This window comes from Actinomadura kijaniata NBRC 14229, assembly GCF_001552175.1.
Lineage (GTDB): Bacteria > Actinomycetota > Actinomycetes > Streptosporangiales > Streptosporangiaceae > Spirillospora > Spirillospora kijaniata.
Map to the genome: position 1 here is coordinate 54,146 of NZ_BCQR01000026.1, position 21,609 is coordinate 75,754.

Sequence of the window (21,609 nt, forward strand, 5' to 3'; positions counted from 1 at the left end):
ACGCATCACACGCCGGCGAGGTAACGCCCGGACCGGCGTCGCCTCCCGGCGCGGCCGGACCCCGGCCGGAGCGCCACCCGACGGCCGTAGGGAACAACGACTTTCTGCCGCCCCGCCGAACCTCCGCTGGGATGGGGTCTGCGGCGGCTCGCCCTATCGGTGTCACGCGGCGGGATATGGGGGTCTGCCCCCGTGCGGTCTGCCGGAACGCGACTTCACCGATCACGGCGCGGGATGGACGCCTGCTCCGAGTGCTCCGAGTGCCGGACGGCGCGGCGACGGAACCTTCCTTCTGAACGACGTCGTCATCTCGATCCGGGTTCGCCGGTGGCGGTGCGATGGCGGGCGAGGATACGGGTGAGATCGGTGACGGGTGAGGCCGCGAGCTTGTGGTTGGTGTCGTCGTAGCGGCGGGTCGTGCGCGGGTCGGCGTGACCGGCGAGGTCCTGGACCTTGGGCAGGGGGACATCGTTGCCCAGCAGGGTGGTGATGACGGTGCGGCGGCCGCTGTGCGGGGTGAGCCGGGCCGCGGCGGGCAGCCCGGCGAGTTCGGCCTGGCGGCGCAGGATGTTGGTGACGTCGCGCTGGGTGAGGCGCTTTCCGCCGGGTTTGGCCGGGTCGTAGGGGTGGGGGGTGGTCACGAGCAGGGGCCCGGACGGGGGAGCGCCGTCGGGGGAGCGGCGGGCGCGGACGGCCAGGTAGGCGTCCAGGACCCGGCACAGCTCGCCGTCCAGGCGGACGTAGTCGCGGCCGTGGGGTCCCCTGCCCTTCAGCCCGTGCCACAGGATCCGGTAACCGGCCTCGCTGTCCAGGTCCGTGACGTCGGCTCCGGTGATCGCCGAGACGCGCAGCGCGGTGTAGAAGAGCAGCGCGACCACCGCCGCGTCACGCCAGGCGGCCTCGGTGTCGCGTTCGACGGCGCGGGACTCGCAGGTGTCCAGCAGCAGAGCCGTCTCCGCCGGGCTGAGCGTGGGCGCCCTGCGGGCGGCCGCGGCGATCTCGGCGCTGGAGGGGCGTTCGACCAGCCGCATCGGATTGCGGTCGGTGACCTCGTTGGACTGCAGGTAGGTGTACCAGGACGACACGGCGGCGAGCCGCCGTGCCCGGGTCGAGGTGCTGGGAGGCCGGGTGCCTCCGGTCCGGGTGGACACCGTCATCGTCGCCGACCAGTCGTCGACGTCCGCGCGCCGGGCGGCCAACGGGTCCAGCCGGGTGCGGTCGCAGTAGCCGAGCCAACCGGCCAGATCACCGTAGTAGGCGCGGCGGGTCGCCTCGCTCTTCAGGGTGCGCAGCCAGGCCGCGGTCAACGTCCGCACGCCGTAACGGTCGCCGGGGGCGTCGGCCAGAAGGGCGGGCAGCAACGCGACGGCCTGGACGAAGGGGTCCTCCCGCGGGTGCGGCTGGGCGGCCTCCCGCGCGAGCGGCACCGCGGCCGTGCCGACGATGACCCGAGCATCCCTGGTGGTCGGCTGGTCCGGATTCGTCATCGCGTCGACCTCCTGGATGGTGAGAACGGGTGCCGCGTGCGCACCGTCCGCGACGCCCATTGTCCCGGCTCGGGTGCGGGAGCGGGCGTTGGCTCGTCGGCGGCGTTCTGGATCTTACTGAGGGTGAGCCGGATCCCAAGGGTGTCACCAGGGACGAACGGGCGTTGCCTCAGCCGTCATGTCGCCCTGGGGCCGCCGTACGCGGCGCGCCGCCGCTTCGTGAGGGGCGCTTCGTGAGGGGGTCGTCCGTCCACCGCGGACGATGAGGGGAAAGGGGAGTACCCGCTCCTTTCCACTCTCAACGTATAGCGCACCGGGGGGCTTGCGGCAAGGCCCGGGTCGTGCCGCAGAATCGCAGGCCGAGGCCAGAGCCTGCGGTAACGGGGGGAGTGCAGTGCGGGTGTCGTTGTCGACGCATGGATCACACGAGGGCGAGGACGCTACTCAGCGCGGTCGGCCGGGAGATCCGGCCCATGACCGCGTGAGCCACGCGAACCCACCTCAGACGCCTGGTCGTGCGCAACGGTCGCGACCGAACCCAGAACGGAGCCGATGACGTGCATCCTTTGACCGCCAGCGTTTTCGATCTTCCCGACCACCTTTCCGCCAAGGCCGACCCGGCGTTGATCGCCGACGACGAGCAGCACTTCGCGGCCATCGCGCAGAGCCTCGAACGGTCGATCGCCGACCTGTCCGACCGTCTCGACGCCGAGCGCAAGGCGCCCGGCGGCATGGGCCAGAAGGCGTTGGACCGGGACATGGAGATCCACCGGCTGACCTCCCGCCTGCGCACCCTGCGCCGCTTCGGCCTGGACCTGTGTCTCGGGCGCATGGTCGGCGAAGACGACCCCGAGCCCGTGTACATCGGACGGCTCGGCCTCACCGACAGCACGGGTCGCCGGCTGCTGCTCGACTGGCGTTCGCCCGCGGCCGAGCCGTTCTTCGGGGCGACCCACGCCAACCCGATGGGGCTGGCGAGCCGCCGCAGGTATCGCTGGACCCGCGGCCGGATCAGCGACTACTGGGACGAGGTGTTCACCGCGGACGGGTTCGTCGGGCACGCCGCGCTCGACGACCAGTCCGCGTTCATCGCCAGCCTGGGCGGCAACCGGTCGGCCCGGATGCGCGACGTGCTCGGCACCATCCAGGCCGACCAGGACGCGATCATCCGCGCGGGCTCCCGCGGGGCTCTGGTCGTCGACGGCGGACCGGGCACCGGCAAGACCGTCGTCGCCCTGCACCGCTCCGCCTACCTCCTCTACTCCGACCCCCGCCTCGGCCACCGGCGGGGCGGTGTGCTGTTCGTCGGCCCGCACCAGCCCTACCTGGCCTACGTCTCCGACGTCCTTCCGAGCCTCGGGGAGGAGGGCGTGCAGACCTGCACCCTGCGGGACCTCGTCGCCGAAGGGGCCGCGGCGACGATCGAGGACGACCCGGACGTGGCCCTGCTGAAGTCGTCCGCGAACCTGGTGAAGGCGATCGAGACGGCCGTCAGGTTCTACGAGAACCCGCCCACCGAGGGGATGGTGGTCACGACCCACTGGTCCGACGTCTGGCTGGGCCCCGAGGACTGGGCCGAGGCGTTCGGGTCACCGGAACCCGGCACACCGCACAACGAGGCGCGCGACCGGATCTGGGAGGAGCTGCTCACGATCCTGATGGACAAGCACGACGACGTCGACGTCCCGGCCGACCTGCTCCGCAGGTCGCTGCTGCGGAACAGGGAGCTGCTCACGGCCTTCAACCGCGCATGGCCGCTGATCGAGGCCGCCGACCTCGTCGGAGATCTGTGGTCGGTCCCCGCCTACCTGCGGATGTGCGCCCCCTGGCTCGGCCCCGACGAGGTCCGGAGGCTGCGGCGCAAGGACGCCCAGGCATGGACGGTGTCCGACCTGCCGCTCCTGGACGCGGCGCGGCAGCGGCTCGGCGACCCGGAGGCGTCCCGCCGCAGGCGTCGGCAGGAGGCCTCCGTCGCCGCCGAACGCCGGCGCATGGCCGACGTCATCGACAACCTCCTTGAGGCCGACGACGACGGTGAAGGCGTGGTGACGATGCTCCACGGACAGGACATCCGGGACGCCCTGGTCGACGAGGCCGCGCTGCCCGGCGGCGAACCGGACCGGCTGGCCGGCCCGTTCGCGCACATCGTCGTGGACGAGGCGCAGGAGCTGACCGACGCCGAGTGGCAGATGCTGCTGCTCCGCTGCCCGTCCCGGAGCTTCACCATCGTCGGGGACCGCGCCCAGGCCAGGCACGGGTTCACGGAGTCGTGGCGGGAACGGCTCGAACGGGTCGGGTTCGACCGGATCGACCTGGCCGCCCTGAGCGTCAACTACCGGACACCGGAAGAGATCATGGCGGAAGCCGAGCCGGTCATCCGGGCCGCGCTCCCGGACGCCAACGTGCCGACCTCTATCCGCGGCACCGGCGTTCCCGTCGTCCACGGATCCGTTTCGGAGCGGGACCCGGTCCTCGACGCCTGGCTCGCCGCGAACAGCGACGGGATCGCCTGCGTCATCGGTGATCCCACGTTCCCGGGGACGCCCCGCGTCCGGTCACTGACCCCGGAGCTGGCGAAGGGACTCGAATTCGACCTGGTCGTCCTCATCGACCCGGAGGCGTTCGGCGAGGGCATCGAGGGAGCGGTCGACCGCTATGTCGCGATGACCCGAGCGACGCAGCGACTCGTCATCCTCACGAGCCCCTGACGATGGAACGCCCCGCCCTCCCTTAGGGGCCGTCTTCCATCGCTGGACAGACCGGTGGCCGCCGGGGCCGAGGCGGCCTCGGCCGTCCCCGGAAGGAACGGCCTCCTCAGCGCGGCCTGCCGAGGTCGTTGTGGCGCTGGTCGGCCAGGGCGGCGATCCCCGCTGCGGCCGCGGTGGCGAGGTCGGCGAGCATCGCGTCGTCGACCGGAACGTTGTGGATGTACAGGGCGGTCGCGAGGGGGCCGAGCAGCAGCAGGTGGGCGATCGCGGGGTCGACGGGGCCGGGCAGGTCACCGCGGGCCACGGCCCGTTCGATGATTTCGGCGAAGCCGCTCTGTTCGGCGGCCAGGAAGGTGTCCTGGAACCGGGCGTCCAGTTCGGGACTGCCGGCGAGCTCGCTGATCAGGGCCGGTACCAGGTGCCGGGCGGCCGGGGCGGCCATGGGGGCGTGAAACGTGCGGACCAGCGCCAGCAGGTCCCCGTGCAAGGATCCGGTGTCGGCCAAGGGGGGCGGCCACTGCCCGTGCGCGGTGGCGGCGAACGCCATCTCGGCCTTGGAGGCGTAGCGGCGGTAGATCGCCGCCTTGCCCACCCCGGCGCGGGCCGCGACCTGGTCGACCGTCAGGGCCTGGTAGCCGACCTCCTCGATCAGCTCCCGGGTGGTCTGCAGGATTTTGTGATCCACGCGACCGTCCCGGGGGCGTCCACCCCGTTGCGTTCTCGCTTCCATGACTGCATGATACGGAACAACAGTTCCGAAACGATAGTTCCGTAACTGGGTGTTCCGGCTCGGGCGGGTGGCCGCTGAACGGCACCACCCTTGACGACGGCAAGGAGGTGATCACCGGCTTCCCCGCCCGGAGCGGCGGCGGTCCCACCCGGCGACTCGCCGCATGGACGGCCGCGACGGGGCCGCACCGCGCGGCTTCACGACGAGAGCGGAGAACTCAGATGATCAAGTGGGCCGGTTGGATCATCACGCTGTGCGGAATCGCGCACACGGTCGGCGCCCTGACCGTGGAGAAGGCCGCGCGCCACGCCGGGACGTGGTTCAGCGGGGGACTGTGGGAGGAGGAGCTCTCCGAGATGAGCCCGGCGGGCAGCGCCTACTTCCTGAGTCTGGACAGCTTCGGCGTGCCGCTCACCCTGGTCGGCCTGATCGTGCTGTGGCTGGAGCGCCGCGGCATCACGCCGCCGATGTTCATCGCGTGGATCCTGGCGGTCTGGACGCTGTTCGACGCGGTGATCCTCCCGTTCACGCCCTGGCCGCTCTTCGTGATCGCGATCGTGCTGCTGGTGCTCGGAACCCGCCGCGCCGGAGCCGCGTCATGAACGGCACCGCACAAGGCGGAACGGCCGGTGGATGCGTTGACATCAGTTCGCGGGTCATGAGGTGTCAGGTGATGGCGAATTCGTCGAACGCTTCGGCTATGACAACATCCATTGGCGAAAAATAGGCGCACCGGCTGAGAGGGCGACCGTCTTCGATCTCCCGGTTATCGCGCGGGAGATTGAAGACGACCTCTCGGGAACGGGGACGCTGGAGGAAGAGGCGGATCACCGGCTGCCGGAGGAACCGGCCTCCACGGTCCGGCGGGCTCGGGTGACCCGTTCGGACCCTGCGGCCGCGCCCCTGAGAGGCTCTCCCCAACTCCCTTTCGCGGTGAGGTCGATCGCACAGGCGTGCCATCCGGCTCTCGGACAATGACAATCGTTCGCGCCATATCACGTGATGCCCGTCATTTTGCATTTCTGGGATGTGCTGCGCTCCCGGCCGCCGTCAAGTCTGGAGGAATCGGAAGGAGTCACCCATGAGCGCCAATTCCACTTCCTCTGCGAGAACCGCACGCGTCCGGCGCGGCGCCATGGCCGCCGCCGCGCTCGCCGCCGCGACCGCGCTCAGCGCCGCCGTCCCGGCCCAGGCCCAGGTCGAGCAGGGACGCCTGTATGTATGGGTCAGCGACGGATGGGGCGGCGGAACCGTCACCAGCAGCCCGGCCGGGATCAACTGCCACCAGGAGGCGTGGGACCCGTACGCGGACACATCCGAGGGCACGCCACAGCAGGCGTCGGCCGGCACGTGTGACGCGAACTTCCCGGTCGGAACAACCGTCACCCTGACCGCCAGACCCGATCCGGGGTCCTACGTCAACTTCGGTCCGGACCCGAACCCCGTGAGGATCAGGTCCGGCTACAACAGCTCCTACGTCGTGTTCTGCCCGAGCGACGGCCTCTGCTCAAGCGGGTAGTCGGCCGAGACCGGCCACCCGGGTAGCCGGGAGGCCCACCGACTGCGCTGTTGCGCACATCGCCGTCCTGCACGACGGCCACTTCCTTGGTGGCCGCCACGGTGGAGAGCCATGCGCTTGGGTGCCGTCGGCGCGCCGCCGTACTGAGCGGGACCGGGAGTTCAGCGAACAAGCGCGACCGCCACGTCCGGAGCGACGCTTGCCGGCGTTCGGTGTGCCGTTCCCTCGCCTTTTCAGCGGAACGGTCACGGCACTGAGGTCTTGACGTCCGCTGGTCCAGGTCGCTTCCGGTCAGCCGAAGACGATCTTGTCGGCCTTCGTGAGCAGCTCGACGAGGTCGTTCCGCTCGGCCTCGTCGAGGGCGGCGAAGGCGGGCGAGATGAGGGTGTCGGTGAGTTCCTCGGCCCGCCGGCGCTTGGCCTGGACCTCGGTGGTGACCTCGGGGTAGGGCCGGGCCCAGCCGAAGTACTCGGCGTTGGTCTCACCGGGTTGCATCAGCGGGTTGTCGGCGGTGGACAGCACCGACTCCAGCGGTGTCAGCCCGGTGGCCAGCACGGCCACGATGTGCAGGCCGCCGCGCAGTTCGCGCAGGACGTGGACGAGGTGGATCACCCGGCCCCGGGGGTCGGTGGGCCGCGGCATGGCGCGCCATCCGGCGAACAGCGGAGCGGCCACCGGGTCGGCGTTGTCGCAGACCGTCTCCAGCAGACCGGCCAGTCGTTCGGCTTCCTCGTCCGGCAGGTCGGCCAGTTTGCGTCGGCCGAAGTCGGCGGCGACACGGGCGTAGCGGGTCGCCGTCTCGGCGGCGGGGAGCGACCGTGCCGCCTCCCACTGGTCGCGGACCACCTGGGGCGGGAAGAACCCGACGGCCGCGGCCACCACGTCGGCGTCCACCTCGCCCAGCACGCCGCAGCGGCCCCGGAAGTACGGGCCCCAGCCGCTCAGCCCGGTCTCCTGCGAGAACGCCTTGGCCTCCCGAGAGATCATGAACCCGCCGCCGAGCTTGTAGATCGGCTCCTTGGTCGCCGCAGAGATCATCCCGCCTCCGTCCGTCGTAACTAGAACGCGACTCCAGTTGTGAGATCACCGTAGTGGGAGGAGCCGTCGAGGACGAGAGCGACCTCGCCATAGAGCTGCGTTGATCCTGCGTTCCCCCTGTCGGCGGGTGACGTCGTCGGCGGACCGGCCGGGACGCGACGGGGTGGAACCGACCGGGAGCGTTTGCGGGCGGGGTGGACTCTCCCACGGTGGGAGAGTCCACCATTGGGGCGACGCCTGGCAGTGGTGCGGGCGGTCCGCGTCCTGCGGGGATCGGGGAGTGCGTAGGTCGGCTGCTCTCTGTGCTCGGCAAGGCGGGAACCACAGGGGAGCCGCCGTCGCGAGCGTCGTCCCCGCTGGATCTGGAAGAACCAACGGAAAACGCCGTCCAGGCGCCGCACCAAGAACCGACGGCCCGACTGACCCCGCTGAGGAGAGCATGACCACCGTGATAGACGTCGATGCCCGCGGTATGCAGCACTGCGAGACGACAGCGCTGGGAGTGTTGCTGCGACACCAAGGACTCGACCTGTCCGAGCCCATGCTCTTCGGTCTCGGCTCCGGCCTGTCCTTCATCTACTGGGACAGCAGGAGCATGGACTTCCCCTTCCTCGGGGGCCGGGTCAAGCCGTTCGAGCTCACCAGGAACCTGGCCACCGCGCTCAAGCTGGAGCTCCTGGTCCAGGAGACCACCTCGCCCCGCAAAGCATGGGAGAACGTGAGGACCTCCCTCGACGCCGGCCACCCCGTCGGACTGCAGCTCGACAGCTACCACCTGGACTACTTCACCTCGAAGGTGCACTTCGGCGGTCACGTCGTCGCCATGTACGGCTATGACGACCACGACGCCTACCTGGTGGACACCGACCAGCAGGGCGGAGCGGTGTCCACCGGCCTGGCCGGCCTCGCCCAGGCAAGGGCCGCGCGCGGCCCGATGACCGCCAGGCACCGGTCCTTCACCCTCACCGTTCCGAGGGACCTGCCGTCCCTCGGGGATCAGATCGTTCCCGCCATCACCGCCTGCGCCGACGCCTTCCTCAACCCGCCCATCGCCAACCTCGGCCACCGGGGCATCGACAAGGCCGGCAAGCTGGTGCGCACATGGCTCCAGCGCACCGACGCTCCGGAGCGGGACCTGCCGCGGGCCGCCCTCTTGATGGAGAAGGCCGGGACCGGCGGCGCCCTGTTCCGGAACCTCTACCGGGACTTCCTCGACGAATGCACCCAGCTGCTCGACAGCAAGCATCTGCGCACCGGCCACGAGCTGTACGCCGAGGCGGCCACCCTGTGGACGGAAGCCGCGGAACTGATCGCAAAGGCCGGTGAATCAGGCGACGAGCAGTGTCTCGTGCAGGCGGGCGCCATCCTCCGCGATCTCTCACGCATGGAGCGCGAGGCCATGCAGGCGTTGAGCCACCTGGGAAGTCAATCCCCGAGCGCGATTTTGTGATGAGTGGCCTTCGTGCCGGTCGGGTTGGTGGCGAGCACACAGGCGACGGGCGGGTCGAGGTCGAGGGTCGTGACCCGGATCTGGGTGAAGCCGGCCCGGGTGAGCATGTCCTGGAGCTCTTGGGCGGCTCGGACCGTGGTGTCCCGGGTGGCGCCGGGGCAGCGGGGCTGGCTGACGAGCGCGATGCGCCCCGCGGGGCGGAGCAGGCGGCGCAGCTCGCGAAGCCGCTCCACCGGGTCGGGCCAGAACCCCACCGAGTTGACGGCGAGGATGGCGTCGAGCGGATCGCCGAAGCTCGGCAACCGCTCCACGGAGGCGTGCGCGAGGTGCACACGGCGGGCGCGGATGGCGGCGGCGTTGCGACGGGCGGCATGCCGGACCATGGCTTGGGAGTGGTCGACGCCGAAGACCTGCCCCCGGGTGGCGCGGTCGGCGAACTCGGCGATGGCGACGCCCGGGCCGAAGCCGATCTCGAGTACCCGGTCGGTGGGCTGCACGTCCAGCAACGACACCGCCCAGATGTTGCGCCGCCGGTTGGAGGGGCGAAGAGCGAACATCCAGCCTTCCGCCCATCCGACGACGCCCCGGGGACGATGGGCCTGACGCACCAGGTATCTGATCGCGCGTCGCTTGAGACCTTTACCCTCTGTCTGCATGATCGCCAGTCAACGGCTTCAAGTACGCTTGAAGTCAAATGAGCGAGCGGTTGACGATCGGCGAGCTGGCGAGCCGCACCGGCGTCGCCACCTCCGCGCTGCGCTACTGGGAGGAGCTCGGCCTGCTGCCGGCGCCCGCCCGGGTCTCGGGCCAACGGCGGTACCCGCCCTCGGCGGTCGACCTGGTCGGGGTGGTCCTGGCGCTGCAGGACATCGGTTTCTCGTTGCGGGAGATCAAAGCGTTCGTCGCGTCCCGTTCGCCGGCCGGCGACGACTGGCGGGAGCTGTACCAACGCAAGCTCACCGAGCTGGATCAACGGATCGCCCACGCTCAGGCGGCCCGCGTCGTCATCGCCCACGGCCTGGCCTGCTCGCACGAGGACATCCGCGAGTGCCCCAGGTTCGCCGGCGGGGTCGCGGCGCTCCTGGCGGGGTCTTCGCTCGAAGAGGCTCACGAAGAAGCCCATTCGCACTGACCTCGCCGACGAGACGGGCGGCAGGTCCCCGTCGCCGATCGGCGTCATTCAGGCCGTGGCGTTCTGCTCCGTTCTGCCTGCCGGGCTGTTCTTCGCGACGTAGGCGGCGAGGGCGCCGAGGGTCAGGCAGAGCGGGGAGTAAAGGGCCAGGTCCCAGCGCGTGAAGGTGGTGGACTCCTCGGCGAACCCGGAGGAGACCAGGCCCGCGCCGCCGCGGAGCAGGAGCACGCCGGCGACGGTGGCCGCGCCCAGGCGTTCCACCAGGGCGGGCAGCAGGCGCGGCGCCAGGTCCGCTTGGGCGGCGACCAGGTAGGAGGCCGTCCCGAGAGCCACGGCCACCGAGGTCGTGGCGACGGCGCTGGGGGCCTCGGACTCGGGCACGCCGGCGATCGTGCGGGTGAACTCGGCGGTGTCGGCGAACGGCCAGGGGGAGAAGACCCAGACGACGTGCATGGCCGCGGCGGCGCCGAGGCCGAGCACGGCCGCGCCTCCGGCGATCTTCATGAGGGACATGGTCGTTCTCCGTTCGAAAGTCACTGTTGGTCGGTCACGGTCGGGATGGGCGGCAGGCCGAGCACTCCCCGCACCGCCCGGTCGATGAGCTCGATGTCGTAGGGGGCCTGTCCGGCCAGCTCGATCCCGACCGCCTCGACGACCGCGGTGTACGCCGCTGCGGTCTTCTCGGGAGGCGGCCCCGGAGGGATCGTCCCGTCCGTCCTGCCCGCGGCGATGAGGTCGGCGCAGGTCGCGTCGAGCCGGTCGATGATCCCGGCGATCGCCCGCCCCACCGGATGGTCCTGCCCGGCGAACTCCACCCTCAAGGTCAGCAGGACCCGCGCCACGTCCCGGCGGCAGAAGACGGCGTGTCCCCGGGCCAACGCCATCAGCGCGTCGACGGGGTCGGCTTCGTCGGCGACGAGGTGGCCCACCTCGGCCTCCCACGTTCGCCTCACCCATTCCACGACCGCCAGCGCGAGTTCCTCTTTGTTGGCGAACAGGTGATACACGGCGCCGCGGGTGTATCCCGCCTCGCGCGCCACGCGCTCCAGCGCCAGGTTGGCGTACCCGTGGGTGGACAGCTGCCGGGCCGCGGCCTCCAGCAGCGCGCTCCTGGTCCGCGCACGCCGGTCGGCCTGTTTCCGCCGGGGCTTGGCTTCCGTCACCCCTTCTCACCTGCGGACATGTCTGTACGTCGCTTTCTCCGAGGACTGCCTCCGGCAAGGAGTCCACCCGCAGAGGGAGCGGATGGGCTTCCCTTCACGGGATCAACATACGTACATGTACGTATGTAAGTCAAAACGGTGAGGCCTCTGATCTATCCCTTTGGCGTCGGTCCGGGGAGCGCATCGGCCGGGGAGTGGACGGGCTCGACATGGATTCCGGGGCATGCTCTGCGGTCACACCCGGGTGAAGGCGCGAGAGGAACGGGCGTAGGTGAGGCGGCGCAGGAGGACCTCGGCGGGGCCGCGGCGGGCGGTGCGTTCGGCCAGCGTCGCGGCGGCTACGGTCGCCAGCCACACCAGGGCCGCCACGAGGGCCATCGCGGCGGTGCCGACGTCGTCGCCCAGGCCGCCTGCGTATGGGGCGAACAGGGCCACGAAGACGACCGATTGGGCCAGGTAGCAGGACAGCGAACGGCGGCCGGTCGCGGCGAGCGCGCGGACCACCGGTCCGCGCCGGGCGGTCGCCAGGAGCCCGAACGCGGCGCCGGCGCCCAGCGACGCGGCGAAGCCGGTGAGCACGTGCAGGCAGGAGAACAGGAACGTCGTGGTGGCGCCGGCCGCCCAGACCTCTGCGGCGATGAGCCCCAAGGGGACGCCGCCCGCGACACCCAGGGGGATCCCGGCCAACGCCGTGCGCCGTAGCAGGCGCCGGTGGCGGTGCGGCTCGTCCAGCACGCGACGCCGGGCGGCGTGGATGCCGAGCAGCATCGGGGCCAGGGCGGAGAGCGAGAGGAGGACGAGGTCGAGCGGCCAGGCGGCGACGCGGAGCAGCAGTGCCTCCCAGGGGTCGGTGGTCAGGAGCGACGGGATGCTGCTGCGGGTCGCCGAACCGAGGGGAGGCATCCCCACCAGGGCCGCGAGCGGCACGGCGAGGAGGAGGACGAGTCCGGCCACGACGAGCAGGAGGCGATCACGGGCCCTGAGCATGGCGAGCAGCACGAAGCCCAGCAGGCCGTAGATCGCGAGGATGTCGCCGCCGAACAGCAGGAGGACGTGGACCGCACCGAACGCGACGAGCCAGGCGAAGCGGTGTCGCCGCACGACGGAGCGGCCCCGATCCGGCGCGGCCTGGCGGCGTGTCATCTGCACGACCCCGTACCCGAACAGCGCCGCGAACAGCGGCAGCCATCTGGCGTCCACCAGCGTCACCAGGATCAGGTCGACGGCGTTGTCGAGCGCCGAACCGCCCAGCGGGCGGGAGCGGGCGCCGTATCGGGAGGCGGTGATGTAGTACACCGAGTTCGCCAGCGCGATGCCGAGCAGGGCCGAGCCCCGCGCCAGGTCGGGGGCGACGGATCGTTCGGTCACGGGTGTCGGTGTGTGGTTGGGATTCATGGCGCCGAGCCTGGTCCGCCGCGGCGAGGCGCTGTATCCGCTGAACGGGCCACTGTGGATTCAACCGGTTGAATCCGCGATCGGGCTCCCCGGCGGAACGCGTCGGACCGGCCAGGGGGAACGGGAGCGGCTAGCACGTGTGGTCGCGGACGGCCGTCCATCGAACGGTTGAATCCGAGCCGTTGGGGCTCGGGAGCTTGTGGACGATACTGCGGGCACGACCCGGAACTGGGGAGGCCATGGTGGACGGTCACGACGCGCGCAGCCGATGGGACCGGATCTGGCTGCTGTCGGTGTACGCCGCGGTGGCCGCCGCCTCGCTGGTCGTGGTGGTGCGGTGGCCTCAGCCGTCGTCGGGGCTGCTGCTCGACTTCGGGCTGGCGGGTCTGGTCGCGGCGTGGCACTGGTGGATGGTCACCGCGCACCCCCGGTGGCCGGAACGCAGCGCGGGCCCGATGACGCTGTACTTCGTCGTCCTGTTCGGCCTGGCCTGCTGGCTGTTCGCCCGCGAGCCGATCTACGTGCTGCTGCTGTTGGCGTGCTACCCGACGGCCTTCGTGACCTTGCCGGGGTGGCTGGCCTATCCGGGCGTGGCGGCCGTCAGCGTCGCGCTGGCGTTCCCGGCCGTGCTGGACACCGGGTGGCCCCCGCCGCCGAGCCTGCTGGTCTCGGTCGGGAGCGGCACGGCGCTGGTCTGCGCCGTCGGAGGGGCGCTGCGGGCGTTGGAGGCCGAGGCCTCGCAGCGCCGCCGCGCCTACGAGGACCTTTCCGCCACGCACACACGCCTCAGCGACCTCGCCAGGCGCAACGCGGACCTTCAGGACGAGCTGCTGGACCGCGCGCGGGAGGCGGGCGTTCTCACCGAACGCACCCGGATGGCACGGGAGCTGCACGACACCCTGGCGCAGGGCCTGGCCGGGATCCTCACCCACCTGGAGGCCGCCGACGGGTACGTCCCGCCGGACCACCCGGCCCGAACCCACGTCGAGGTCGCCCGGGACACCGCGCGCGAGAACCTGGCCGAGGCCCGCCGGTGGATGATGGCCCTGCGGCCGACCCCGCTGGACGCGGGCACGCTGCCCGCCGCGATCGCGTCCGTGGTGGAGCGCTGGCGGGACGGGACGGGCACGCGCGCCACCATGAAGGCCACCGGAACCCCCGTGCGGCTGCGCCCCGAAGCCGAGGAGGCGCTGCTGCGCGCGGCCCAGGAGGCGCTGGCGAACGTGGCGCGGCACGCGCGGGCGGGCGAGGTCCGGGTGACGCTGTCGTTCATGGACGACGTGGTCGCGCTCGACGTGCGCGACGACGGCGTGGGCTTCGATCCGGCCGGGGCGGGCGGCGGCGGGTTCGGCCTGACCGCGATGCGGCACCGTGTCGCCCGTTTCGCGGGAACGCTGGAGATCGAGTCGGCGCCGGGCCGCGGTACGGCGCTGAGCGTCTCGATCCCGGCGGTCCGCCCCGAGCCGCAGGAGAGCGAATGCGTCTGAACGCCGCGGGCGACGTCCCCGGGACCGTCCGGGTCGTCGTGGTGGACGATCACCCGGTGGTCCGGGCGGGGCTGCTGGGCATGCTCGGCGGCGAGCCGGGCTTCGAGGTCGTCGCGGAGGCAGCCGACGGCGCCGAGGCGATCGCCGCGGTGGCCCGGACGCGTCCCGACGTCGTCCTGAGCGACCTGCGGATGCCGGGCCTGGACGGCGTCGAGCTGATCCGCCGCCTGGCGGAGACGGCGCCGCGCACGAGGGTCCTGGTGCTCACCACCTACGACGGCGCCGACGACGTCATCCCGGCGATCGACGCGGGCGCGGTCGGCTACCTGCTCAAGGACTCGCCGCGCGAGGAACTGTTCCGCGGGCTGCGGGCCGCCGCCCGCGGCGAGAGCGTGCTGGCCCCCTCGGCCGCGGCGCGGTTGATCGAACGCGTCCGTTCGCCCGCGCGGCCTCCGGGCGGCCCGCTGAGCGAGCGCGAGATCGAGGTCCTGACCCTGGTGGCCGGCGGGGCGAGCAACCGTATGATCGCCGCCGAGCTGTTCATCAGCGAGGCCACCGTGAAGACCCACCTGGTGCGGATCTTCGCCAAGCTCGGCGTCTCCGACCGTACGGCCGCCGCGATCGCGGCCCACGAGCGCGGCCTGCTGCCGTGACCGGGCAGGCCGCCCGTGGGGAAGGTGCGCACGGATGGAGATGACGGGGTCCTGACCGCGCACTTCACTCGGGGGCAACGCCCGCCTCGCGCGGGACGCCGAGTGAAGGGAACCGCTCACATGGCCGGAGTCGATCGAGTGACAGCGCCCGAGGTCCGTCCGGTGGCGGCGGTTCCGGCCCGGCGCGGGCTCGTCGTGTTCCTCAGCGTGCTGGCCGGGTTCGTCCTGACGGTGGTCTGGTCGGCGGAGTTCGTCGACAAGGTGATCGGGGAGAACACCACCAGCGCCCTGCTGGGCCACGAGGCGAAGGGGAGCCCGATCAGCGGGGTGCTGGCGGGGATGGCGTTCGCGTTCGCGTCGGGGCTGGGCGGCACGTTCACGGCCTGCAACATCGCGGCGCTCGGCGCGGCCGCGCCGGTGATGGGGCAGCGGTCCTCGTTCGGCGGCCGGCTCCGGGGCACGGTGCGGCCGCTGATGTGGCTCGCGCTCGGCGCGGCCGTGGTGTCGGCGGCGTACGGCGTCGTGGTGGCGCTGGCCGGCACGCGGATGCCCCAGTACTCGACGGCCACCCAGACGGCCGGGCTGTCGCCGCGCGGCGTCCAGTCGATGATCGTGTTCGGGGTCATCGGGCTGGTGCTGGTCTACCTGGGGCTGGCCGCGCTGGGGCTGGTGCCCGATCCGCTGCGAAACTCCCCGAACGCCCGCATGGTGACGATGGGCGCGCTGGTCGGCGGGTTCCTGATCGGCCGCCCGTACGGGCTGTACCGCCAGCTGTTCCGGGACGTCGCCGACGAGGGGAACGTGCTCTACGGCGCGGGTGCCTTCGTCCTCCAGTCCCTCGGCAACATCGCGGTGTTCGCCCTGGTCTTCGTCCTGCTGACGATGGTCGGCGGGCGCGGGCTCGCGGGCTGGCTGGCGGCCCGGCCGGGCCGGGCCGCCCTCGTCACCGGCGCGCTGCTGATCGCCGCCGGGGTGTTCACCGTGCTGTACTGGGACGTCCGGCTGCTGGCCCGCCGCGACCTGATCTGGTACCCGGTGGCCCCGTGGGCGTGACCGGCCCGACAGCGCACGCGAGGATAACGACGGCCCCGCGCCCGCGATCCATGCTGAGGCATGGACGCTGAAGAAGGCATGGGACGAGAGCCGCTGCGGCGGGCGTGGCCCACCCTGGACGGGGCCGTCACGCCCGTGGTGGCCGCCGGCCCCGAGGACGCGGCCGAGGCCGTGGTGTTCGTGCACGGCAGCCCGGGGTCGGCCGAGGACTGGGCCGACCTCGTCGGCAGGGTCGGCGCGCACGCGCGCGCGGTCGCCCCGACGATGCCGGGGTTCGCCCGGGCGGGCATCCCGGACGGGTTCGACCACAGCGCGGCGGCCTACGCCGACCGTCTCGACCGGGTTCTGGGAGAGATCGGCGTCGAGCGCGCGCACCTGGTGCTGCACGACTTCGGCGGGCTGTGGGGGCTCACCTGGGCGGCCCGCGACCCCGGCCGCGTCGCGGGGCTGACCCTCGTGAACACCGGCTGCATGATCGGCTACCGGTGGCACGCCCTCGCCCGGGCGTGGCGGACCCCGCTGCTGGGGGAGCTGGTCATGAGGACGACGACCAGAGGGGTGTTCGGACGGCTGCTGCGGCGCGGCCCCCGCCCGCTGCCCGCCGCGTTCGTCCGGCGGACCTACGACGACTTCGACCGCGGCACCAGGGACACCGTGCTGCGGCTGTACCGCGGGGCCGGGGACGTCAGCGAGGCGTCGGCCCGGCTACGGCGCCCGCTGCGGGCCCACCGGTACCCGGTCCAGGTGATCTGGGGCGCGCGCGACCCGTACCTGCCCGTGCGTTACGCCCATCTCCAGCGGGAGGTCTTCCCGCGCGCCCAGGTCGCGGTGCTTCCCTTCTCCGGGCACTGGCCCTTCGCCGACGACCCCGAGGGGGTGGCCGGCACGCTGGTGCCGTTCGTCGCGCGCACGATGAGTTTCTCCGTCCGCACGGGTCCTTAGTTTCCCGGACAGAGGAGCATCGGATGCGCTTTTCCAGCACATCGGCGAACACGGCCCTGCTCAGGCAGGCGGCGGACTTCGCGCTGTCGGCGATCCAGCCCGTCGTCCCCGCGATGCTGGCCCGCCCGACGCCGTGCGCCGAATGGGACCTGGAGAAGCTGCTGCTCCACCTGTGCGACTCGATCTCCGCGCTCCTGGAGGGCCGGGGCGACCAGGTCGTCGCCCACTCCGCGGGGGCGCCGATCCCCGCCGACGACCCCCTGTCGGCCTGCCGCGTCCGGGTGCTCCGGCTGCGCCGCTCCTGTGAACGGCCGGGGAAGTGCGGCCCGGTCGTCGTCGGCGACCGGCCGCTCGACCCCGAGCTGCTGCTCGCGGCGGGGGCCGTCGAGGTCGCGGTGCACGCCTGGGACGTGTCGCAGGCGTGCGGCGCGCGGCTGCCCGTCCCCGCCGACCTGGCCGCCGCGCTGCTGCCGGTCTGCCCCCTGATCGCCCCGGAGGACGACCGCGCCCCGCTGTTCGCCGCGCCCCGCCCGGTGCCGCCCGGGGCGGGTCCCGGGGAACGCCTAATCGCCTTCCTGGGCCGCTCGGCGGCAGGGCAACGGAGGAGATGCCCGCCATGAGCCGCCGGGTGAGCATGGGAACGGCGGACGACGACGCCCGCCGTTCCCATGGGAGGGGATCGTGCCCACCATCCTCGGCGCACTGCGCAGCCTCGCCTTCGCCCCGTCGCTCGACTCGGTGACGTTCGCCGCCCGCGGGTTCGGCGGCGAGCCGACCGACGCGACGCGGAGCCTGGAGGCCGTGCCGCAGTCGGTGATCTGCGGGTTCGAGTGGGGGATGGAGACCGGCGGATCCGGCGAGCTGGTCCGCCGCCTGGACTTCGTCACCCCCGAACTGCGCGGCTTCGCCTACGAGGGCGCGACGATGGCCTGCACCATCCTCGACGTGATGCCCGGCCGCGGCGGCCGTACGCGGGAGCTGCTGCGCGAGGCCGGCCGCCCGCACATCTTCCTCTCCTACATCGGCATCGGGTTCGCCATGGCGCGGCTGCCGCGCATGCTGTGGCGCAAGGTCATGCCGGACCTGCCCGACGCGCGGTACTACCCGCGGATGTCCTGGCTGGCGGTGGACGGCTACGGCTTCGACCGCGCCTACTTCGAGACCCCGCGCTGGGTGGGACGCCAGGAACGGCCGGCCCCCTACGCGTGGGAGGGGGACGCCGGCTACTTCTCCCGGGCGGCCGACCAGGGCCTCGGGCGGGCCCTGTGGTTCATCGGCGGCGGACGGGCGGCCGATGTCGCCGCCGCCGTCCGGAGGTTCGCCGACCACCGGAGGGCCGACCTGTGGAGCGGCGTGGGCCTGGCCGCGGCGTTCGCGGGCGGCTGCGACGGCGCCGGGCTGGAGACCCTCCGCAGGGAGGCCGGGGAGCACCGGGACCACCTGGCGCAGGGCGTGGTCTTCGCGGTGAAGGCGCGCGCGTACGCGGGCTTCGTGCCCGCCCACACCGAGCGCGCCGCCGGAGCGCTGGCCGGGGTGACGACGCGGGGCGCGGTGGCGCTGGCCGACGACGCCGCGGTGGAGCGGCCCGCCGACGGCGTTCCCGCGTACGAGCTGTGGCGCCGCAACGTGCGCGCCGGTCTCGCCACGGCGGCCCTCGCGGCGGAGTGAACCGCCGGGGGCGGTGACCACGCGCCCTCCCGCCGTCCGGTCCCGCGCGGCCCTCATCCATTCCATCCTCGCCACAAATGCGCCTGCCGTTCAATTCTCCATCGTGCTCATTCGGTCCGCACGAATGAAGTAGCGGAGAACTCGCCCGTTGTGGCTAGATCGATAAAGCGGAATCCGGCTGCGGACGCGAATTCAAGATCGGTTCCCGTAGCGGGGATTGGGGTAGGCATTGACTGCGATACTGCGTAAGCTCGTCAGTTCCGCGATCACTCCGGGAGATGCGGAGACGAGCCTGGTGAAGCGGGGCTTCACGGTGAAGAGCCCCGAGTCCAAAGAGATACTCGAAACGATCGGGAAGTCGTTCCTTCGCGGTTACTCGAGCGCCGTCGAGGTGGGGAAACCGGAGGCACTTCCCGCTCGTCTCAACTCCATTCCCGTGCGTTATCGGGGCTTTGCCTACGAGGGTGCCGGGATGGGGTTCGCGATGGTCGACGCACTGACTTTCGCGAGAAGCAGGCGCGTTCGCGGCTACCTGGTGGGCTCCGGCGAACCGCACATCTACATGGCCTACATCGGGGTGGGCTGGGCGATGGCCCGGCTGCCGCGGTTCCGCTGGCCGAGGCTGCCGCTGGACCCGCTGCTCCAGTGGTTCCTCCCCGAGGGGTACGGCTTCCACCAGGCGTACTTCCGCACCGAACAGTACGTCCGGCGGCACCACCGGGAGCCGGCGGCGCCCTGGCCGTTCGACGACCCGCACCGCTACGCCGCCCGCGCGATCGACCAGGGCGTGGGGCGCGCGCTGTGGTTCGTCGGCGGTACCGACCCGGACGTGGTGACCGCGCTGATCGAGGGCTTCGCGCCCGACCGGCGCGCCGACCTGTACTCGGGGGCCGGCCTCGCCGCCACCTACGCGGGCGGGGCCGACGAGGACGAGCTGCGCAGCTTCTGGAAGCGGGCGGGCGAGCACCGCCGGTGGGTGGCGCAGGGCAGCGCGTTCGCGGCCGAGGCCCGCCAGCGCGCCGGCCTGGCCACGCCGCACACGGCGCTCGCCACCGGGGTCTTCTGCGAGATGTCCCCCGACGAGGCGGCCCAGGTCTGCCTGGACCTGCGCCCCGACCACGCCGCGGTGGCCCGGTGGGACGACCGCGCGTCCGGCCCCGTCTTCGAACGGTGGCGACAGGACATCGCCGACAAGTTCGCATCTCTGGGGAGGAGCTAGCCCGTGACCCCGATCTCCCGGCGGATCATCCGCCAACTTCCGGGAGCGGTCGCCCTGCTGATGGTGCTGGCCGCGTTCTTCGTCGTCCGGCTGCCCGAGGCGCCGGCGGCCACGCGCTCCGACGTGGCGAAGCGGTACGGCTTCCAGCCCATGAACATCGCCCTGCCGGGCGGCTACCGCCAGCAGACGATCCGCCGCGTCAACAAGGACTACAAGCACATCGACGCCTGGATCTCCTCGGTCGGCGCCGGGGTCGCGATGAACGACCTGGACGGCGACGGCCTGCCCAACGACCTGTGCGTCACCGACCCGCGCATCGACCAGGTCGTGGTGACCCCGGTCCCCGGCGCCCGGTCCCAGCGGTACGCGCCGTTCGCGCTCACCACCGGCTCCCTACCGATGAACCCCGCCATCGCTCCCATGGGCTGCGCGCCCGGCGACTTCAACGAGGACGGGCGGATGGACCTGCTGGTCTACTACTGGGGGCGCACCCCGGTCGTGCAGCTCGCCCGGCCCGACGCCAAGGGCCTGGCCGCCGCGTCGTACACGCCCGTCGAGGTCGTGCCCAACAACGGCGGCGGCACCTACACCGGGCCGGAGTGGAACTCCAACGCCGTGGCGGTCGACGACTTCGACGGCGACGGCCACCTGGACTTCTACATCGGCAACTACTTCCCGCACGGTCCGGTCCTGGACGACCGCAAGAGCGGCGGGGTCGCGATGAACCGGTCGCTGTCCAACGCCAGCAACGGCGGCGAGGACTACTTCTTCCGCTGGACCGGCGCGACCGGCGGCTCCGCCCCGGCGGTGACCTTCCAGCGCGTCGACAACGCGCTGCCCGCCAAGGTCTCCAAGGGCTGGGTCCTCGGCGCGGGGGCCAACGACCTGGACGGCGACCAGCTGCCCGAGCTGTACCTGGCCCAGGACCACGGCACCGACGCGCTGCTGTACAACCTGTCGCGCCCCGGGAAGATCGAGTTCCAGGCCGTGCACGGCCGCCGCACCCCGGGACTGCCCAAGTCCAAGCGGATCGGCGACGACTCGTTCAAGGGCATGGGCGTCGACTTCGCCGACTTCGACCACGACGGCCTGTACGACATGTTCGTCAGCAACATCACCACGTCGTTCGGCATCCAGGAGAGCAACCTCCACTTCTTCAACACCGCCGCCGACCAGGCCGACCTGCGGGCCAGGCTGCGCGACGGGGACGCTCCCTGGACCGACCGCAGCACGAAGGTCGGCACCGCCTGGTCCGGCTGGGCGTGGGACGTCAAGGCGGCGGACTTCGACAACTCCGGCGACCCCGCCATCGCCCAGACCACCGGGTTCGTCAAGGGCGAGGTCAACCGGTGGCCCCAGCTCCAGGAGCTGGCCGCCTCCAACGACCTGACGGTGGAGCACCCCCGCTTCTGGCCGCACGTGACCGCCGGGGACGACATCGCCGGCAGCCAGCGGCTGGCGTTCTTCGCCAAGGACCGCGACGGCTCCTACGTCAACGTCGCCGACCGGCTCGGCCTGGCGATCCCGGTGCCCACCCGCGGCATCGCCGTGGGCGACGCCGACGGCGACGGCAAGCTGGACATGGCGGTGGCCCGCCAGTGGGACGAGCCGGTCTTCTACCGCAACACCAGCGGCTCCCGCGGCTCCTACCTGAACCTGCGGCTGCTGCACGACACCGCGTCCGGCAAGGGGACCCTGCCCGCCGCCGGATCGCCCGCGGTCGGCGCGCAGGTGACCGTGACGACCCCCGACGGCCGCAAGCACCTGGCGCGCGTCGACGGCGGCAGCGGCCACTCCGGCAAGCGCAGCAACGAGATCCACCTCGGCCTCGGCACGAACGTCACCGGCCCCGTCCAGGTCCGCCTGCGCTGGCGCGACCGCTCCGGCCAGGTCCGCGAACAGACCCTGCAACTCACCCCGGGCCGCCACACCCTGCTGCTCGGCGTCCAGGCCAAGGAGAAGTGA

General features: G+C 72.1%; 20 protein-coding genes. 13 read left to right on the forward strand and 7 right to left on the reverse strand.

The window, feature by feature from the left end; all coding sequences use genetic code 11:
* Window positions 1–305 precede the first annotated feature (305 nt).
* Complete coding sequence (locus AKI01S_RS09920; protein WP_169813936.1) at window positions 306–1,487, reverse strand: tyrosine-type recombinase/integrase; 1,182 nt, start codon at window positions 1,485–1,487, stop codon at window positions 306–308.
* A gap of 557 nt (window positions 1,488–2,044) precedes the next feature.
* Here AKI01S_RS09920 and helR point away from each other — a divergent pair.
* Window positions 2,045–4,195 (forward strand): RNA polymerase recycling motor ATPase HelR, encoded by a 2,151-nt coding sequence (gene helR / locus AKI01S_RS09925; protein WP_067814213.1) that lies wholly within the window; start codon window positions 2,045–2,047, stop codon window positions 4,193–4,195.
* A 106-nt stretch (window positions 4,196–4,301) separates the two neighbouring features.
* On the opposite strand, the gene AKI01S_RS09930 is transcribed toward helR, so the two are convergent.
* A complete protein-coding gene (locus tag AKI01S_RS09930; protein ID WP_083999270.1) occupies window positions 4,302–4,880 on the reverse strand; it encodes a TetR/AcrR family transcriptional regulator in 579 nt (192 codons plus the stop codon).
* A gap of 266 nt (window positions 4,881–5,146) precedes the next feature.
* Here AKI01S_RS09930 and AKI01S_RS09935 point away from each other — a divergent pair, with 266 nt between their 5' ends.
* Entirely contained in the window at window positions 5,147–5,527 is a 381-nt protein-coding gene (locus AKI01S_RS09935; protein ID WP_067814218.1) for a DUF6463 family protein, read from the forward strand.
* Window positions 5,528–6,006: 479 nt separating this feature from the next.
* A complete protein-coding gene (locus AKI01S_RS09940; protein WP_218009620.1) occupies window positions 6,007–6,444 on the forward strand; it encodes a hypothetical protein in 438 nt (145 codons plus the stop codon).
* Between the two features lie 291 nt (window positions 6,445–6,735).
* Here AKI01S_RS09940 and AKI01S_RS09945 read toward each other — a convergent pair whose 3' ends face one another.
* Complete coding sequence (locus AKI01S_RS09945; protein ID WP_067814222.1) at window positions 6,736–7,482, reverse strand: SCO6745 family protein; 747 nt, start codon at window positions 7,480–7,482, stop codon at window positions 6,736–6,738.
* A 439-nt stretch (window positions 7,483–7,921) separates the two neighbouring features.
* Between AKI01S_RS09945 and AKI01S_RS09950 the strand changes: the two genes are divergently transcribed.
* Window positions 7,922–8,932, forward strand: coding sequence for a BtrH N-terminal domain-containing protein (locus tag AKI01S_RS09950; RefSeq protein ID WP_067814225.1), 1,011 nt, complete (start codon window positions 7,922–7,924; stop codon window positions 8,930–8,932).
* On the opposite strand, the gene AKI01S_RS09955 is transcribed toward AKI01S_RS09950, so the two are convergent.
* Window positions 8,908–9,588, reverse strand: a complete 681-nt coding sequence (locus AKI01S_RS09955; RefSeq protein ID WP_067814227.1) for a class I SAM-dependent methyltransferase — start codon at window positions 9,586–9,588, stop codon at window positions 8,908–8,910. The two genes, AKI01S_RS09950 and AKI01S_RS09955, sit on opposite strands and share 25 nt — an antisense overlap.
* A 38-nt stretch (window positions 9,589–9,626) precedes the next feature.
* On the opposite strand from AKI01S_RS09955, the gene AKI01S_RS09960 reads away from it, so the two are divergent.
* Window positions 9,627–10,064, forward strand: coding sequence for a MerR family transcriptional regulator (locus AKI01S_RS09960; RefSeq protein ID WP_067814230.1), 438 nt, complete (start codon window positions 9,627–9,629; stop codon window positions 10,062–10,064).
* Window positions 10,065–10,112: 48 nt separating this feature from the next.
* Here the strand turns inward: AKI01S_RS09960 and AKI01S_RS09965 are convergent, their stop codons facing one another.
* The 3 genes from AKI01S_RS09965 to AKI01S_RS09975 all read right to left on the reverse strand — a co-directional run bounded on the left by AKI01S_RS09965 (window position 10,113) and on the right by AKI01S_RS09975 (window position 12,595).
* Entirely contained in the window at window positions 10,113–10,568 is a 456-nt protein-coding gene (locus tag AKI01S_RS09965) for a DUF3995 domain-containing protein (RefSeq protein WP_169813937.1), read from the reverse strand.
* Window positions 10,569–10,597: 29 nt separating this feature from the next.
* Complete coding sequence (locus AKI01S_RS09970) at window positions 10,598–11,227, reverse strand: TetR/AcrR family transcriptional regulator (RefSeq protein WP_067814232.1); 630 nt, start codon at window positions 11,225–11,227, stop codon at window positions 10,598–10,600.
* A 234-nt stretch (window positions 11,228–11,461) separates the two neighbouring features.
* Window positions 11,462–12,595 carry a DUF418 domain-containing protein gene (locus tag AKI01S_RS09975; protein WP_245681549.1) on the reverse strand — a complete coding sequence of 378 codons (1,134 nt, stop codon included), beginning with the start codon at window positions 12,593–12,595 and terminating at the stop codon, window positions 11,462–11,464.
* A 269-nt stretch (window positions 12,596–12,864) separates the two neighbouring features.
* Here AKI01S_RS09975 and AKI01S_RS09980 point away from each other — a divergent pair, with 269 nt between their 5' ends.
* The 8 genes from AKI01S_RS09980 to AKI01S_RS10015 all read left to right on the forward strand — a co-directional run bounded on the left by AKI01S_RS09980 (window position 12,865) and on the right by AKI01S_RS10015 (window position 21,609).
* A complete protein-coding gene (locus AKI01S_RS09980) occupies window positions 12,865–14,109 on the forward strand; it encodes a sensor histidine kinase (protein ID WP_157419751.1) in 1,245 nt (414 codons plus the stop codon).
* On the forward strand, window positions 14,100–14,762 hold the full coding sequence (locus tag AKI01S_RS09985) for a response regulator (protein WP_067814238.1): 663 nt from the start codon (window positions 14,100–14,102) through the stop codon (window positions 14,760–14,762). The genes AKI01S_RS09980 and AKI01S_RS09985 overlap by 10 nt, the downstream gene beginning before the upstream one ends.
* A gap of 162 nt (window positions 14,763–14,924) precedes the next feature.
* Entirely contained in the window at window positions 14,925–15,815 is an 891-nt protein-coding gene (locus AKI01S_RS09990; protein WP_157419752.1) for a hypothetical protein, read from the forward strand.
* Window positions 15,816–15,893: 78 nt separating this feature from the next.
* The gene (locus tag AKI01S_RS09995) at window positions 15,894–16,757 is read left to right on the forward strand and encodes an alpha/beta fold hydrolase (protein WP_067814241.1); all 864 of its coding nucleotides are present in this window, start codon (window positions 15,894–15,896) and stop codon (window positions 16,755–16,757) included.
* A 23-nt stretch (window positions 16,758–16,780) separates the two neighbouring features.
* Window positions 16,781–17,377 (forward strand): TIGR03086 family metal-binding protein, encoded by a 597-nt coding sequence (locus AKI01S_RS10000; RefSeq protein ID WP_067814243.1) that lies wholly within the window; start codon window positions 16,781–16,783, stop codon window positions 17,375–17,377.
* Between the two features lie 61 nt (window positions 17,378–17,438).
* Window positions 17,439–18,425, forward strand: a complete 987-nt coding sequence (locus tag AKI01S_RS10005; RefSeq protein ID WP_067814245.1) for a DUF1702 family protein — start codon at window positions 17,439–17,441, stop codon at window positions 18,423–18,425.
* A 229-nt stretch (window positions 18,426–18,654) separates the two neighbouring features.
* Window positions 18,655–19,644 carry a DUF1702 family protein gene (locus tag AKI01S_RS10010; RefSeq protein ID WP_083999274.1) on the forward strand — a complete coding sequence of 330 codons (990 nt, stop codon included), beginning with the start codon at window positions 18,655–18,657 and terminating at the stop codon, window positions 19,642–19,644.
* Window positions 19,645–19,647: 3 nt separating this feature from the next.
* A complete protein-coding gene (locus AKI01S_RS10015; protein ID WP_245681551.1) occupies window positions 19,648–21,609 on the forward strand; it encodes a CRTAC1 family protein in 1,962 nt (653 codons plus the stop codon).

Coding starts and splice junctions, on each gene's coding strand:
- AKI01S_RS09920 (WP_169813936.1), bottom strand. CDS start 1,487: ATGACGAATCCGGACCAGCCGACCACCAGGGATGCTCGGGTCATCGTC.
- AKI01S_RS09985 (WP_067814238.1), top strand. CDS start 14,100: ATGCGTCTGAACGCCGCGGGCGACGTCCCCGGGACCGTCCGGGTCGTC.
- AKI01S_RS09950 (WP_067814225.1), top strand. CDS start 7,922: ATGACCACCGTGATAGACGTCGATGCCCGCGGTATGCAGCACTGCGAG.
- AKI01S_RS10000 (WP_067814243.1), top strand. CDS start 16,781: ATGCGCTTTTCCAGCACATCGGCGAACACGGCCCTGCTCAGGCAGGCG.
- AKI01S_RS09965 (WP_169813937.1), bottom strand. CDS start 10,568: ATGAAGATCGCCGGAGGCGCGGCCGTGCTCGGCCTCGGCGCCGCCGCG.
- AKI01S_RS09955 (WP_067814227.1), bottom strand. CDS start 9,588: ATGCAGACAGAGGGTAAAGGTCTCAAGCGACGCGCGATCAGATACCTG.
- AKI01S_RS09940 (WP_218009620.1), top strand. CDS start 6,007: ATGAGCGCCAATTCCACTTCCTCTGCGAGAACCGCACGCGTCCGGCGC.
- AKI01S_RS09960 (WP_067814230.1), top strand. CDS start 9,627: ATGAGCGAGCGGTTGACGATCGGCGAGCTGGCGAGCCGCACCGGCGTC.
- AKI01S_RS09935 (WP_067814218.1), top strand. CDS start 5,147: ATGATCAAGTGGGCCGGTTGGATCATCACGCTGTGCGGAATCGCGCAC.
- AKI01S_RS09995 (WP_067814241.1), top strand. CDS start 15,894: ATGGGACGAGAGCCGCTGCGGCGGGCGTGGCCCACCCTGGACGGGGCC.
- AKI01S_RS09945 (WP_067814222.1), bottom strand. CDS start 7,482: ATGATCTCTGCGGCGACCAAGGAGCCGATCTACAAGCTCGGCGGCGGG.